Annotated in this window: 16 protein-coding genes, 1 riboswitch and 1 other annotated feature; all 16 genes read left to right on the top strand. The window is 39.9% G+C overall.

Annotated features, from left to right (window positions below; translation table 11 throughout):
- Nucleotides 1-380: 380 nt before the first annotated feature.
- Nucleotides 381-1,301: a sigma-E processing peptidase SpoIIGA gene (gene spoIIGA, locus MKY65_RS15660; RefSeq protein ID WP_339178383.1), complete on the top strand. Its 921-nt coding sequence runs from the start codon at nucleotides 381-383 to the stop codon at nucleotides 1,299-1,301.
- Between the two features lie 15 nt (nucleotides 1,302-1,316).
- A complete protein-coding gene (gene sigE, locus MKY65_RS15655) occupies nucleotides 1,317-2,036 on the top strand; it encodes an RNA polymerase sporulation sigma factor SigE (protein WP_193063322.1) in 720 nt (239 codons plus the stop codon).
- A 122-nt stretch (nucleotides 2,037-2,158) separates the two neighbouring features.
- Nucleotides 2,159-2,941 (top strand): RNA polymerase sporulation sigma factor SigG, encoded by a 783-nt coding sequence (gene sigG / locus MKY65_RS15650; protein WP_042535173.1) that lies wholly within the window; start codon nucleotides 2,159-2,161, stop codon nucleotides 2,939-2,941.
- 228 nt (nucleotides 2,942-3,169) lie between these two features.
- Complete coding sequence (locus MKY65_RS15645; RefSeq protein WP_339178377.1) at nucleotides 3,170-3,430, top strand: YlmC/YmxH family sporulation protein; 261 nt, start codon at nucleotides 3,170-3,172, stop codon at nucleotides 3,428-3,430.
- A 95-nt stretch (nucleotides 3,431-3,525) separates the two neighbouring features.
- Entirely contained in the window at nucleotides 3,526-4,344 is an 819-nt protein-coding gene (gene pgeF / locus MKY65_RS15640; protein ID WP_339178375.1) for a peptidoglycan editing factor PgeF, read from the top strand.
- Nucleotides 4,345-4,356: 12 nt separating this feature from the next.
- Entirely contained in the window at nucleotides 4,357-5,037 is a 681-nt protein-coding gene (locus tag MKY65_RS15635) for a YggS family pyridoxal phosphate-dependent enzyme (RefSeq protein WP_339178372.1), read from the top strand.
- A gap of 15 nt (nucleotides 5,038-5,052) precedes the next feature.
- The gene (locus MKY65_RS15630) at nucleotides 5,053-5,490 is read left to right on the top strand and encodes a cell division protein SepF (RefSeq protein WP_042535167.1); all 438 of its coding nucleotides are present in this window, start codon (nucleotides 5,053-5,055) and stop codon (nucleotides 5,488-5,490) included.
- Between the two features lie 6 nt (nucleotides 5,491-5,496).
- Entirely contained in the window at nucleotides 5,497-5,760 is a 264-nt protein-coding gene (locus tag MKY65_RS15625; protein ID WP_042535165.1) for a YggT family protein, read from the top strand.
- 21 nt (nucleotides 5,761-5,781) lie between these two features.
- The gene (locus MKY65_RS15620) at nucleotides 5,782-6,558 is read left to right on the top strand and encodes a YlmH/Sll1252 family protein (protein WP_339178368.1); all 777 of its coding nucleotides are present in this window, start codon (nucleotides 5,782-5,784) and stop codon (nucleotides 6,556-6,558) included.
- Between the two features lie 84 nt (nucleotides 6,559-6,642).
- On the top strand, nucleotides 6,643-7,146 hold the full coding sequence (locus MKY65_RS15615) for a DivIVA domain-containing protein (protein ID WP_339185271.1): 504 nt from the start codon (nucleotides 6,643-6,645) through the stop codon (nucleotides 7,144-7,146).
- A gap of 92 nt (nucleotides 7,147-7,238) precedes the next feature.
- Nucleotides 7,239-7,456 (top strand) — a binding site (T-box leader).
- A gap of 73 nt (nucleotides 7,457-7,529) precedes the next feature.
- Nucleotides 7,530-10,283 (top strand): isoleucine--tRNA ligase, encoded by a 2,754-nt coding sequence (gene ileS / locus MKY65_RS15610; protein ID WP_339178365.1) that lies wholly within the window; start codon nucleotides 7,530-7,532, stop codon nucleotides 10,281-10,283.
- A 137-nt stretch (nucleotides 10,284-10,420) separates the two neighbouring features.
- A riboswitch (TPP riboswitch) is annotated at nucleotides 10,421-10,523 on the top strand.
- 195 nt (nucleotides 10,524-10,718) lie between these two features.
- Complete coding sequence (locus MKY65_RS15605; protein ID WP_339178362.1) at nucleotides 10,719-11,561, top strand: lipoate--protein ligase family protein; 843 nt, start codon at nucleotides 10,719-10,721, stop codon at nucleotides 11,559-11,561.
- A complete protein-coding gene (lipA, locus tag MKY65_RS15600; protein WP_339178359.1) occupies nucleotides 11,554-12,498 on the top strand; it encodes a lipoyl synthase in 945 nt (314 codons plus the stop codon). Before MKY65_RS15605 ends, lipA begins: the two co-directional genes overlap by 8 nt.
- A gap of 220 nt (nucleotides 12,499-12,718) precedes the next feature.
- On the top strand, nucleotides 12,719-13,189 hold the full coding sequence (gene lspA / locus MKY65_RS15595; RefSeq protein ID WP_042535158.1) for a signal peptidase II: 471 nt from the start codon (nucleotides 12,719-12,721) through the stop codon (nucleotides 13,187-13,189).
- Complete coding sequence (locus MKY65_RS15590; RefSeq protein WP_339178358.1) at nucleotides 13,186-14,097, top strand: RluA family pseudouridine synthase; 912 nt, start codon at nucleotides 13,186-13,188, stop codon at nucleotides 14,095-14,097. The genes lspA and MKY65_RS15590 overlap by 4 nt, the downstream gene beginning before the upstream one ends.
- A gap of 170 nt (nucleotides 14,098-14,267) precedes the next feature.
- Nucleotides 14,268-14,816 carry a bifunctional pyr operon transcriptional regulator/uracil phosphoribosyltransferase PyrR gene (gene pyrR / locus MKY65_RS15585; protein ID WP_339178356.1) on the top strand — a complete coding sequence of 183 codons (549 nt, stop codon included), beginning with the start codon at nucleotides 14,268-14,270 and terminating at the stop codon, nucleotides 14,814-14,816.
- Nucleotides 14,817-15,150: the final 334 nt, after the last annotated feature.

Here is a 15,150-nt window from a genome sequence, read left to right as displayed (position 1 = left end):
AACAGGTAGACCTGAGCAGGAAGCGGTTTTCTTACCGTGCGGCTGAACGTTGCCCGCGGAAAGCGACTTCCCGGAGCGGACATCTCCTTGGCAAGAACACCGATGTTTCAAAATCAAGTGGTGTCCTTTGTTTATCTAAAAGGAAAGAAAGTAAAGTTTCCTTGCCCCTCTTTTTTATTCCAAAAATCGTTAGACATTATTTCTAAGAATAAGTGTTAAATAGCTTAATTTTGCACACAAGAATTGACAGACTTTTCTCTTTCAATTGTCTATACTTTTCATCATATATTACTTCCTTTCTATGAATTTCATGATCAGCAACGTACGCAGAAGATAACAGCTTCTTCTGATTAGCAGCAATTTAGGGGGTGCAACAGAGAGTGTCTATTTACTTAGACGTTATTTGGGCATTAAATTTTATGGTAGATTTAATGCTGCTGATGCTCGTACAAATACTTGTCCGGAAACCAGTGAAAAGAAGGCGCTTGTTTCTTGGGGCATTTATTGCGTCATGCATTGTTCCGCTGACGATTTTGTATCCAAATTCGTTTTTTAATCATGTAGTCGGGAAATTGCTCTACTCTTGTATTATTATTTTCAGCACATTTGGATTTAAGAGTCTGTATCGCTTTATTAAGCTGATCTTCCTCTTTTATTTTGTATCCTTTGCCATTGGGGGCGGGTTAATGGCGATGCATTTTTTCCTGCAGCGTCCGGTGACTGTTTCCTTGGAAGGGATAATCACCTTCAACCAAGGCTATGGTGATCCTGTCAGCTGGATATTTGTTATAACCTGCTTCCCGATTATTTGGTATTTTACAAAGAGACGAATGGACGAGCACGTTGGAGAACAAGTGAAATATGACGAAATGTACAAGGTAATCTTAACAATGAATCATCAGTCTTTTGAATCCATTGGTTATATCGACAGCGGAAATCAGCTTGTTGATCCGTTAACCAAACAACCTGTCGTCATTTGTGATCAGCCGTTTTTAAAGCAATGGTTCGATGATGAAGAGTGGGAAGAGCTGAAAAATGTGAAAGAGCATTTAGACTTCAGCCGGCTGCCAAAGAAATGGGAAGATAAGCTGCATTTGATTCCTTATCAGGGAGTAGATGGAACACATTCTTTCATGCTTGCTATTCGGGCTGAGGAACTGACAATTTTTTATAATAACGAAATTCTTCAGGCAGTAAATGTATTCATTGGAATTCAATTTGGAGTATTGGAAAGGGACGGGCAATATCATTGTTTGCTGCATCCCCTCATCATTAAGCAATCTATTATACAATCTGCATAAAGGAGAGTGCGTTAAGTGGCTAATTGGAAATTCAAATTTAAATTACGCTGGTATCAATTTCTTAAAAAAATCGGAATAAAACCAAAGGAAATCTATTATATAGGCGGAAGTGAGGCTTTGCCCCCGCCGCTAACAAAGCAAGAAGAACAGGAATTGCTTAAAAAATTGCCCGAAGGAGATAAAGCGGCAAGGTCGATGCTGATTGAAAGAAATTTGAGATTAGTTGTTTATATTGCCAGAAAATTTGAAAACACGGGTATTAATATCGAAGACCTGATTAGTATTGGTACAATTGGGCTGATTAAGGCGGTAAATACGTTTAATCCGGAAAAAAAGATTAAACTGGCAACCTATGCCTCCCGCTGTATTGAAAATGAAATCTTAATGTATCTGCGCAGAACAAATAAATTAAAGACAGAGGTTTCCTTCGATGAACCCTTAAATATTGATTGGGACGGCAATGAGCTTTTATTGTCGGATGTATTAGGAACAGAAGAAGATATTATTACAAAAAGTATTGAATCAAATGTAGATAAATCATTGTTAAAATCAGCTTTAGGCAAATTAAATGCACGTGAAAAACAGATCATGGAACTGCGCTTTGGATTGATTGGCGATGATGAAAAAACGCAGAAAGATGTAGCAGATATGCTTGGAATTTCCCAGTCTTATATTTCCCGTTTAGAGAAGAAAATTATACGTCGGTTGAAAAAAGAATTTAACAAAATGGTTTGACTTGATATATCAATTGTTTTGCCGCATAGGTCGACTTTATTTACATGATTTTCCTGCATAAAAAAATTTCCCGGGGAGATACTGTCCTTGAACAGCATCTAAGATTGGGGAGGTTTTCGGGAATGGCAAGACATAAAGTTGAAATATGCGGGGTTGATACATCCAAACTTCCAGTACTTAAAAACGAAGAAATGAAAAAACTATTTATCCGGCTGCAAGAAGAAAATGATATTATTGCCCGGGAAGAATTGGTAAACGGCAATTTACGCCTTGTTCTTAGTGTTATTCAGCGTTTTAACAACCGGGGAGAATATGTCGATGATTTATTTCAGGTCGGCTGCATTGGTTTAATGAAATCAATCGATAATTTTGATTTGTCCCATAACGTACGTTTTTCTACCTATGCTGTTCCGATGATCATTGGTGAGATCAGAAGGTACTTGCGGGATAATAATCCAATTCGTGTATCCAGGTCTTTACGTGATATTGCTTACCGTGCTCTGCAAGTCAGAGAACAATTGATCAGTAAAACATCGAAGGATCCATCTCCAGCAGAAATCGCCAAGGAAATGGGAGTGGAGCAGGCTGATATTGTTTTTGCTCTGGATGCCATCCAAGATCCCGTATCGCTTTTTGAGCCGATTTACAATGATGGCGGCGATCCGATTTTTGTCATGGATCAGCTGAGCGATGAAAAAGATAAAGATTCCTCATGGGTTGATAAGCTATCACTAAAAGAAGGAATGCACAGATTGAATGCTAGAGAAAAGATGATATTAAATAAACGCTTTTTTCAAGGGAAAACACAAATGGAAGTGGCGGATGAGATTGGTATATCCCAAGCACAAGTGTCCAGGCTTGAAAAAGGGGCTATCCACCAGATGAATAAGCAAATGTTTGAATAAACAAAAAGCCTTGCCTTAACCGGTAAGGCTTTTTGTATGCAATAATAACTTTTTTAACAACGAATCACTCCATCAACCACTCTTTATTCACCCCGCTATAATCCATCGCAGCAGCCGCATTAACCTGACAATATTGATAATTACAGACTCACGAAGTGAAGATCTGTTTAATTTTTCATGAAAAAAAGCATGTTCCAATGCATAGGATAGGAAGAGGAGGGAGCTGTCATGGTGAAACTATCTGAACTGCAAATAAAAGAATTGATTGTCATGGATGATGGAACAAGGCTGGGACATATCATTGATTTAGAGATAGACGGCAGAACTGGAAGAATCATTGCCATCATTGCGGAAGCCAAAGGAAAAAAATCAGGTATGTTTGCTAAATCAGGCGAGCTTTTTATCGCCTGGGAAAAAATTGTTCGGATTGGGGAAGATGTTATTTTAGTCGAGAAAGTAAAAGGGCCGGATCTTTATACCGAAGATTAAGAAGAAATTATCGATATAATGTGTTAAAATAAGACACAAATTTGAATTTAAGATAATGTTCAATAGGAGAAATTATAGGGAAAAGAGGGAAAAACATGGAGCCATTTCAGCTTAAAAGTGAGACAAGACTTCATTTATCTTCATTGGAGGAAGAAATTCCAGGTCTGGTAGCAGGCTTTACAACAAAAAATGGCGGTGTAAGTAAGGGGGCTTATAAGCAATTAAATATGGGGCTCCATGTATTGGACGACGAGAATAAGGTGCTGGAAAATCGGCGGATTCTGAGCAAGGAATTAAATATTCCCCTGAACCGCTGGGTTTGCGGTGAACAAGTACATGGAACAAGCATCCATTTTACAGGGGAAGAAGATGCGGGAAAGGGCAGTATTTCCTTTGATTCCGGTATATCCGGCGTCGATGGATTAATTATCAATGAGGCGGATTCTCTCCTCGGCACGGCTTTTTTCGCAGACTGTGTTCCATTATTTTTTGCAGACCCGACCACAAGAATAGCGGGTATTGCTCACGCCGGCTGGAAAGGAACAGTCGGTCAGATCGCCCGGGAAATGGTACAGAAATTGAAAGAAGCCGGTGCCTCTATAGAGAATCTGAAAGTTGTGATAGGCCCGAGTATTTCCAAAGAAAACTACGTTGTTGACGATGTTGTTTTATCACATCTAACTGGTGAACAGAAACAAAAATTTACGAAAGAAATATCGCCAAATCAATATTTCATCGATTTAAAAGAGCTTAATGTCGATATCCTTGTACAATCTGGCGTCTTTCGTCATAATATAGAGGTAACAAAATATTGTACATTACAAGATGAGAGGCTATTCTTTTCTCATCGGCGCGATAATGGAAAAACAGGAAGAATGCTCGCGTTTATCGGATTTGAGAAACAGAAGAAGTAATGGAGGATAAGAATGGTTGCAGTAAAAGAAAATCTAATGGAAATTCAAGCAGATATCGAGCAGGCTGCAAGGAGAGCAGGCAGAAATAAAGAAGATATTAATATTATCGCAGTGACGAAATATGTTACAATAGAACGAGCTAAAGAAGCATTATCTGCCGGGATAGTTCATCTGGGTGAAAATAGAAATGAAGGATTTTTAGCGAAATTTGAAGAGATCAGGGACAGTGCCACTTGGCATTTCATTGGCTCCCTGCAATCCAGAAAAGTAAAAGATATGATACATCATATTGATTATATTCATTCACTAGACAGAAAATCTTTGGCGAAAGAGATTAATAAGCGGGCAGAAAAAACGGTGCCCTGCTTTGTTCAAGTCAATGTGAGCGGAGAAGAATCGAAACACGGATTAGATGAAGGAGAAGTTGAATCGTTTATAAAAGATTTAGCGGTATTTGAGCATATACAGGTGGCAGGTTTAATGACGATGGCTCCGCATGTCGATAATCCGGAAGAAACCCGGCCGCTGTTTAGAAAATTGCGTTTGCTGAGAGACCGTATAAAGGGGCTTGGCTTAGATTATGCACCATGTGAATACCTGTCTATGGGAATGAGCAATGATTATGAAATTGCTGTAGAAGAAGGTGCAACACATATTCGGATAGGTACCAAACTGGTCGGCAGCGAAATATAAAGTGAGGTGCAGTAAATGAGCTTTAAAAAGAAGCTTAAAAATTATTTCACGATGGACGATGAATACGAGTATGAATATGCCGAGGAAGAACAAAAAGAAGAAATACCCCAGGTTCAGGAAAAAACAGCAGGAAGCAAAAATGTTGTGAACCTTTCCAGTATACAAAATACGAATTCAAAGGTTGTTTTAGCTGAGCCGAGAAATTATAATGAAGCTCAGGACATCGCAGATAATATTGTTAACAGACGAGCTGTTATCATTAATCTGCAGCGTGTGGATCGTCAGCAGGCAAAGAGGATCGTTGATTTTCTGAGCGGAACGGTTTATGCCGTAAAAGGAGATATTCAAAAATTAGGATCAGAAACATTCCTGTGTACGCCGGATAATGTAGAAGTATCCGGCAGTATTTCTGAAATGTTATATGAGCAGGAAGATTATGATAAAGGATGGTAGCAGGAGATGTTGGCACAAATCGTTTCACTAATAAGCTTTGGTTTAAACATTTATAGCTTTGCACTAATCGTGTATATTTTTATGTCCTGGTTCCCTGGAGCCAGAGAATCTCAATTTGGAGAATTACTCGGAAAAATTTGTGAGCCCTATTTAGAAATTTTTCGTAAATTTATTCCGCCGCTTGGTATGATTGATTTTTCTCCAATTGTTGCGATATTATTATTGCATTTTGCAAGAATGGGATTTATCCAGTTTGCAATGATGCTTTAGGCTTGAAAGAAAGGAATGACCATGGAAGTTTATCAGCATTTTCGAAAAGAAGAACAGCCATTTATTGATCAGGTTCTTTCATGGAAAGACCAGGTGGAGCGATCGTATATTCCCAAATTGACTGATTTTTTGGATCCGCGCGAACAAGAAATCGTGCAGATGCTGTTAGGGACTAATCATGACGAGCTTCAGGCCGCTGCCTTTGGCGGATCCGAGTACAGCGAACGAAAAAGAATGGTGATTGCTCCTATTTATGAAAGCATTACAGAAGATATGTTTCAAGTGGAGCTCCTGGAGGCATCTTACCCGGAGAAATTTGTAAGCCTGGAGCATCGGGATGTAATGGGTGCTTTTTTATCACAGGGTGTGAAGCGAAAAAAATTAGGAGATATTACAGCAGCAGATGGGAAAATTCATTTACTTGCAGCGGGAGAGGTCGTCCCTTTTATCAAGATGAATTTAACATCTATTAAGAAATCTCGTATATCTTTCAAAGAACAGCCGCTCACGTCGCTGATTACAGAAAAAAAAGCCTGGAAAGAATATGATAAAACCATTTCTTCCCTGCGTTTAGATACAGTTGTTAAAGAAATATATGGTGTCTCCCGAAAAGACGCTGCTGCTTTGATTCAAAAATTGCTCGTAAAGGTAAATTACCGGGTAGTAGATGATGTGAAATTCCAATTACAAGAAGGGGACATGCTCTCTGTACGTGGAAAAGGCAGAAGTAAAATTACAGCGATACGCGGGAGAACCAGGAAAGATAAAATTAAAATGACAGCGGCAATTTTGCAATAAATGCTGGAAATTTAGCTGGAATTATTGAATAATAAAGAGAGAAATCGGAAGCTCAAGCAAGCACCGATTAGGGAGGTGGAGATGGTGGCACTATCACCATTAGATATTCATAATAAAGAGTTTGCAAGAGGATGGAAAGGCTATGACGTGGATGAAGTAAATAAATTTCTTGATCAAGTGATGAAGGATTATGAAATTGTTATACGTGAAAGAGATGAACTGGATCAAAAAGCGAAAGAGCTTCAGGAACGATTAGGACACTTTACGAACATTGAAGAAACATTAAATAAATCTATTCTGGTTGCTCAGGAAACGGCAGAAGATATCAAAGGCAGTGCGCAAAAAGAAGCAAAATTAATTATGAAAGAAGCAGAAAAAAATGCTGACCGTATTGTCAATGAAGCATTAAGTAAAGCGCGTAAAATATCCCTTGATGTGGAAGAATTGAAAAAGCAGGCAAAAGTATTCCGCTCAAGAATGCGCATGCTTGTGCAGGCTCAATTAGAAATGCTCGGTACAGATGATTGGGAAGAATTATTTGATACTGAAGTGGATGAAGATTTAGAATTGATGGAGCATGAATCTTAAAGGCTTGACTTAGGCTTGTATATTACATATAATTCATACAAGTATCATGTTTTTTGACATTTAATTTATGCTAAAAATTTCATAATCACTATCGTTATACAATGAAAGAGAAAGTATAGAAGATGACTCTGTGTAAGCGAGTCAGGGGCGGTGGAAGCCTGATACAGAAGTCTTTTAGAAAATCACTCTGGAGTAGCTATTATGAAAATAATGTAGTAATAGCCGGCTGTCCACGTTACGGATTTCGAGTGAATTTAATGCCGGGCATTAAATTTATAAGGGTGGTACCGCGAGTCTTCTCGTCCCTTTAGGGATTAGAGGACTCTTTTTGTATATAAAAATTTAATTTACGATGTGTCATGAAAATAACAGGAGGGAATATCTTGGAATATAAACAAACATTATTGATGCCGAAAACAGCTTTTCCAATGCGTGGAAATCTTCCAAATAAAGAGCCGGAGCGCCAACAGAAATGGGAAGAAAGTGAACAATATCAAAAAAACTTAGAGCGTACTAAGGACAGACCGTTATTTATTTTACATGATGGACCGCCTTATGCGAATGGAGATATCCATATCGGTCATGCACTGAATAAAATCTTAAAGGATTTTATTGTCCGTTATAAGTCCATGACAGGCTATTATGCACCATATGTTCCAGGCTGGGATACACACGGGTTGCCGATTGAAACAGCATTAGCGAAAAAGAAAGTAAAACGGAAAGAAATGTCTGTTGCAGAATTCCGCAAGCTTTGTGAAGAATATGCACTTGGACAAATTGACAGCCAGCGTACACAATTTAAAAAATTAGGTGTGCGCGGTGATTGGGATAATCCATATATCACCTTAACGAAGGATTATGAAGCTTCTCAAATTAAGGTGTTTGGAGAAATGGCACGAAAAGGCTATATTTATAAAGGACTTAAGCCGGTATATTGGTCTCCGTCTTCTGAATCTGCCCTTGCAGAAGCAGAAATCGAATATCAAGATAAACGCTCTCCATCTATCTATGTTTCCTTTGAAGTAACGGATGGAAAAGAAGTGCTTGACGGCGGCGAGAAAATTATTATCTGGACGACAACTCCTTGGACGCTTCCAGCGAACTTAGGAATCAGCTTACATCCTGATTTAAGCTATGTGGTAGCACAAGTAAATGATGATAAATATGTCATTGCAGAAGCTTTATTAGAAGATGTGAAAGAAGTATTAGGCTGGGAAGATGTAACAGTTGTAAAGAAATTCAAAGGACAGGAAGCAGATCGTGTAGAAGCACAGCATCCATTTTATGATCGTAAATCCCTTGTTATGCTTGGAGAACATGTTACAACTGATGCGGGGACTGGATGTGTTCATACAGCTCCAGGCCACGGGGAAGATGACTTCTATGTTTGCCGCAGATATGGTATCGATGCATTCTGCCCGGTGGATGAAAAGGGTGTCTTTACAAGTGAAGCGCCAGGTTTTGAAGGTTTATTCTACGATGCAGCAAATAAGGTCATCACAGAACAATTGGATGAGAATGGAGCCTTATTAAAATTAGAATTTATCACTCACTCTTATCCGCATGACTGGAGAACAAAGAAACCGACGATTTTCCGTGCAACGTCACAGTGGTTTGCATCCATTAAAGATTTCCGTCAGGATATTCTTGATGAAATTAAAAAAGTGCATTGGTATCCGCATTGGGGAGAAACAAGACTTTATAATATGGTGAGAGATCGTGAAGATTGGTGTATTTCCAGACAGCGTGCCTGGGGAGTTCCGATTCCAGTATTTTATGGAGAAGACGGCACAGCCATCATTACGGATGAAACGATTTCGCATGTATCCGAACTTTTCCGTGAACATGGGTCCAATGTATGGTTCGAAAGAGAAGCGAAGGATTTATTGCCGGATGGATTTACTTCAGAGCATAGCCCTAATGGCAAGTTTACTAAAGAAGTCGATATTATGGATGTTTGGTTCGATTCAGGCTCCTCACACGAAGGGGTGTTGATGAACCGGGAAGAACTTGATCGTCCGGCTGATGTGTATTTAGAAGGAAGTGACCAGTATCGCGGCTGGTTTAACTCTTCATTATCTACATCTGTTGCTGTAACAGGCAAAGCGCCATTTAAAAATATTATCAGCCATGGGTTTGCGCTGGATGGAAATGGACGCAAGATGAGTAAATCATTAGGAAATACGGTTGATCCGTCCAAAGTACAAAAACAATTAGGTGCCGATATTTTGCGTCTGTGGGTTTCCAGCGTGGATTATCAGGCAGATGTGCGTATCTCGGATGCTATTTTAAAACAGACTTCGGAAAGCTACCGTAAAATCCGGAACACCTTCCGTTTCTTACTGGCGAACCTTGCTGATTTTGATCCTAGCAAAGATCGCGTGAACGATGAAGAATTGCAGGAAGTAGACCGTTATATGCTTTATCGTCTGCAGCAAATCTTAAATAATGCACGTGATAATTATGAGCACTTTGAATTTGCACCAGTAATCAGCCAGGTCCATAATTTCTGTGCTGTTGATTTAAGTTCCTTCTATTTAGATTTTGCGAAGGATATCCTGTATATTGAAGCTGCAGACCATCCGCGCCGTCGCAGTCTTCAAACAGGCTACTATGAAATTTTAACAACACTTGTGAAATTGCTTGCTCCAATAATTCCGCACACAACCGAAGAAGTTTGGGAATATATCCCTGGAGTGGAGGAAGAAACAGTTCACTTAACAGATATTCCTGAGCCGCGGGAGGTTGCAGGGGCAAAAGACATTGTCGGAAAATGGGATCATTTTATGGAAGTAAGAGATGATGTTCTGAAAGCACTCGAAGAAGCAAGAAGCGAAAAGGTTATCGGGAAATCATTGGAAGCTAAAATTACAATCGTACCGCTTGATGAAGAAACGAAGCAGGTGCTTGAAAATATTACGCATCTGCATCAATACTTTATTGTTTCAGAAACAGTTATTGCAGATGAAAAAGGAACAGGTAAAGCATATGATTATGTTGAGGTTGCCGTTGAAAAACATCCAGGTGAAACATGTGAACGCTGCTGGGTTGTTTCAGAAACAGTAGGCGAAGACAAAAATCATCCAACATTATGTGCGAGATGTGCCAGTGTTGTCAAAGAAAATTATGAGAATTAAAAAACAGGAGCCAGCTTTTTGAGAAAGCTGGCTCCTGTTTTTACATATCTGCAAAAAAAATTGTAAACGCTAATTATTGTATTTTTCTTTACAATTATAAAAATTACCAGTAGACTTAATTTGTAAACTGAATAAGTATTATGCACTGGGGGAGCTGTTAAGCTGAGAAAGACATTCTGTATTGACCCTTGGCACCCGAACTAGATAATCCTAGCGTGGGGAATGTGCAGTCGATAAGGAATTGGATAATTTATCTATTTATCAATAAATCTATCAAAGGCTGCATTCTGTGGAATGGGGTCTTTTTTTTATTGAATCTATTCCCCATTTCGCTTGTATCTTTTAAGCTTGATGATCAAGAAGGGCCGCTAAGAAGCTTGGCATAACAGGGAACAGCTCCTGCAACAAGAAATTCTTTCATTGGAGGTGACGATATTGAAAAAACAGTGGGCGTTTATCGATACAGGCTTTCGAGATGCTGCATGGAATATGGCTTTTGATGAGTGCTTGATCAATTGGCATCAAGAAGGTAAAATTCCGCCGACATTACGTTTCTATGGCTGGGAAAAGCCCAGTTTATCGATTGGCTACTTTCAAAAAGTCGATAAGAAAATTGATCTGGAAGCGGTAGAACGGCATCAGTGTCAGTTCGTCCGTCGTTTGACCGGCGGCAGTGCCGTGCTTCATGACGATGAATTAACGTATAGCCTGGTTATTACAGAGAGTGATCCAGATATTCCTGTATCTGTACAAGAGGCCTATCATGTACTGGCAGAAGGAATATTTGAAGGATATCGCAATTTAGGGATTCCTGCAGAATATGCAACGCTGGACAGAGAAAGTGCCAGAGGAAGAACAGCAATATGCTTCGAAAAACCTGCGTTCTATGAAATGGTTGTTGACGGTAAAAAGCTTTCTGGAAACGCACAGACAAGGAAAAAAGGTGTATTGATGCAGCATGGGTCTATTCCTATGAGCATGGATACAAACATGCTTTTTGATTTATTTGTATTCTCTTCCGAAAAAATAAGAGAACGGAGCCGGGCTGCATTTTCTAAAAAAGCGGTGACGATTAATCAATTAACGAGTCGAGAGCATCGGTATGATATACTGGCGGATGCATTCAAAGAAGGGTTCAAGAAAGGTTTAGGTTTAGAATTTCATCCTCTGCAATTAACCAAAGCTGAGTGGGATGAAGTAGAGCAATTAGCACAATCAAAGTATGAAACGGAAGCGTGGAATATCAACTCAAACAAGGAGCGTGCTGGCATTGGCTAAACAATCAGAATATATTCGTAAACCAGAATGGCTGAAAACAAAAATCAACACCAATGAATCATACAAAAAATTAAAGAACTTAATGCGGGATAAACGGCTGAACACAGTTTGTGAGGAAGCAAAGTGTCCGAATATTTATGAATGCTGGAGCGAGCGAAAAACGGCAACTTTCATGATTTTAGGAGATACCTGTACACGGGGCTGCCGATTCTGTGCCGTCAAAACTGGTCTTCCAAGCGGAGTTGATCTGGGAGAACCAAAGCGGGTTGCTGACTCTGTTGAAATTATGGGATTAAAGCATGTCGTTATAACAGCGGTTGCGCGTGATGACCTGGAGGACGGAGGAGCGGCTGTTTTTGCCAATACAGTCCGTGCAGTTCGTCATCAGAATCCAGGCTGTACAATAGAAGTTCTCCCTTCGGATATGAAAGGGGACTATGAAAGCTTACATACACTGATGGACAGCGAACCGGATATTTTCAATCATAATATTGAAACGGTGAGACGTTTAACGAAACGGGTTCGGGCAATTGCAAGATATGACCGGTCCTTGCAGCTTCTGCAGCGAGTTAAAGAAATTGCTCCCGACACTCCTGTGAAATCAAGTATAATGGTAGGTCTGGGCGAAACAAAAGAAGAGCTTATCGAGGCAATGGATGACCTGCGGGCGCATGACGTGGATATTGTGACCATCGGACAATATTTACAGCCAACCAAAAAACATTTGAATGTGGAAAGGTATTATCATCCCGATGAGTTTGAAGAATTGAAAAATATTGCCCTTGAAAAAGGCTTCTCGCATTGTGAAGCTGGACCATTAGTACGCTCCTCCTACCACGCCGATGAACAAGTAAGCCAATCAGCCGCCCAAAGGCGAATTAACTATATGAAAGGCTATGAATCACAGGAGAATACAAAGGTTGATTTTCAATTTTAAATGATATATTTTCTGATAAAATCCCTCTCTGCCCGTTTATAAAACGGCCGGAGGGGATTTTTTATATGCTCATATGCTTACGAACCGATAGATGCAGCTGTCAGAAAGAAGGAAAGCCGTATTGTTTCTTGAAAATTACCAGCAGAAAGGATAAGATAAAGAAAGCTTGGTAAACGAACCCTGAAAAGGCGCAGATTTGCTTTAGATTGGAGAAATGAACATGTGGAGATATTATCTGATTACACTTGTCCTGATTGGGATAGACCAATGGACAAAATGGCTTGTTGCTGCACGAATGGAAATAGGTGAATCCATCCCGATTGTGGAGGACTTCTTTTATATTACCTCACATCGGAATTCAGGAGCAGCATGGGGTATTTTAGAAGGACAAATGACGTTATTTTACATTATTACGGTTATTGTGATTGCCGGGTTAATATACTTTTTACATACACATGGAAAACAGGACCGCCTGATTGCTGTCGGGGTCAGTGTATTGATTGGAGGGGCGGTCGGGAATTTCATCGACCGTATTTTATATCAAGAAGTAGTAGACTTTGCAAACTTCTATATTTTTAATTATAATTTTCCGATATTCAACGTCGCAGATGCATCTCTTACAATTGGTGTGGTGATTGTGATGATTGCAATTATTTTGGATGAGAGAAAGCGGGGGAAAGAGAAAAAATGACAGTAAACCAGCATACAGTGACAGAAACAGAGCATAAAAAAAGAGTGGATAAAATACTGGCGGATGTGCTGCATGAATATTCGCGTTCTCAAATTCAGGGCTGGATAGAAGAAGGCAATGTCAAGCTGAATGGAGAAGCAGTGAAAGCAAATCAAAAATGCCAAACCGGAGAAAGCCTTACATGGGAAATACCTGAAACCAAACCGCTTGTTTTAGAGCCGGAAAATATTCCTTTAGATATTGTTTATGAAGATGAGGACCTGCTGGTGGTGAATAAAGCAAAAGGGATGGTTGTCCATCCTTCTGCAGGTCATCACACCGGGACATTGGTCCATGCGTTATTATATCATTGCACTGATTTATCAGGAATTAACGGTGTGGAGCGCCCCGGGATTGTACACCGTCTCGATATGGATACGAGCGGACTTTTAGTTGTTGCGAAGAATGACTACGCCCATCAGTATCTATCAGAGCAGCTGCAGGAAAAGACATTAAAAAGAACGTATGAAGCAATTGTTCATGGAGAAATTGGCCATGAGACCGGGTTAATCGATGCGCCGATCGGCAGAGATCCGAAAGACCGTCAAAAAATGGGGATCGTTGAAAATGGAAAACAGGCGGTTACTCATTTTCGCGTGCTCGAACGTTTCCCTGACTATACGCATGTGGAATGCCAATTAGAGACTGGCAGAACACATCAAATTCGTGTGCATATGCAATATATTGGCTTTCCGATTGTAGGCGATCCAAAATACGGTCAGCGAAAATCGTTAGATGTCCAAGGACAGGCTCTCCATGCGAAGCAAATTGCTTTTATCCATCCAAAAACAGAGAAGCAGATGGAATTCAAAGCAGCACCGCCTGCTGTCTTCATGGAGGCGCTCGACCAAATCCGCAAAATGTATTGACAGACCCGTCATATTCTGACATAATAAGTAACAACAAATAAAGACCTTTAACAATAGTCCTGTGAGGCTAGGAAGGCTGCGATCAGCAAGTTTGCTTACGGTACACGTATGCCCTTTTCCATCAGCAGGAAAAGGGCATTTTTTATGCAGTTTGGAAGGAGCGGGCTAATTTGAAGAAAAAAACAGAGATTCTGGATGCTGCAGCAATAAATAGAGCATTGACCAGAATGTCCCATGAGATTCTGGAAAAAAACAAAGGTGGAGAGAACCTTGTTTTAATTGGAATCAAAACAAGAGGCGTTCCGCTGGCGAAAAGCATTCAAGAAAAAATTAAGCAAATTGAAGACATCGAAGTTCCGTTTGGCGAATTAGATATTACCATGTACCGGGATGATTTGGAAAAAAAGGATCATCACGAAGAACCGCGAATTAACTCAGTTTCTATTGATATGGACATAACGAACAAGCAGGTCATTCTGATTGATGATGTTCTTTATACAGGAAGAACTGTCCGTGCGGCAATGGATGCCGTAATGGATGTCGGCAGACCGGCGACGATTCAGCTTGGAGCTTTGGTAGACCGCGGTCACCGCGAGCTGCCTATTCGGGCTGACTATGTAGGCAAGAACATACCTACTTCTGAACAAGAAATTGTTGTTGTTCAGTTAAGTGAAAAAGATCAAGTAGACCTTGTTTCTATTTATGAAAAGAATACATGATAACTTTTAATCAGATCCAGAGAGATTTGAAAGGTTGTTCAGAATAGCGAATGCTTATAGGGTATTCGTCTAGCTCTCTGCAACCTTTGCAGGGAGCTTTTTTTATGGAAGTTCAAAAAGTCACTAAATGATAAATGAAGAGCTCTTTAGTTGACTTGCTTTATCCGATGGGACTGCGGTTACCAATGTTGTCAGGTTAATGAATTTTATTAATTTTGATATAGATAGTAATAAAACCTATCTAGCGGAGTAAAAACACGGAGACTCCTATGGGAAAGCGCAATGGTCTTCGGTGGGGCGAGTAATCGCAAAAGCTCTTCGATGGGACGAGTAA

It is taken from the genome of Oceanobacillus sp. FSL W7-1293, assembly GCF_037969815.1.
GTDB classification, from domain to species: Bacteria; Bacillota; Bacilli; order Bacillales; family Amphibacillaceae; genus Oceanobacillus; species Oceanobacillus oncorhynchi.
The sequence above is the reverse complement of the archived record's forward strand: the minus strand, read 5'-3'. Positions and strand labels throughout refer to the sequence as shown.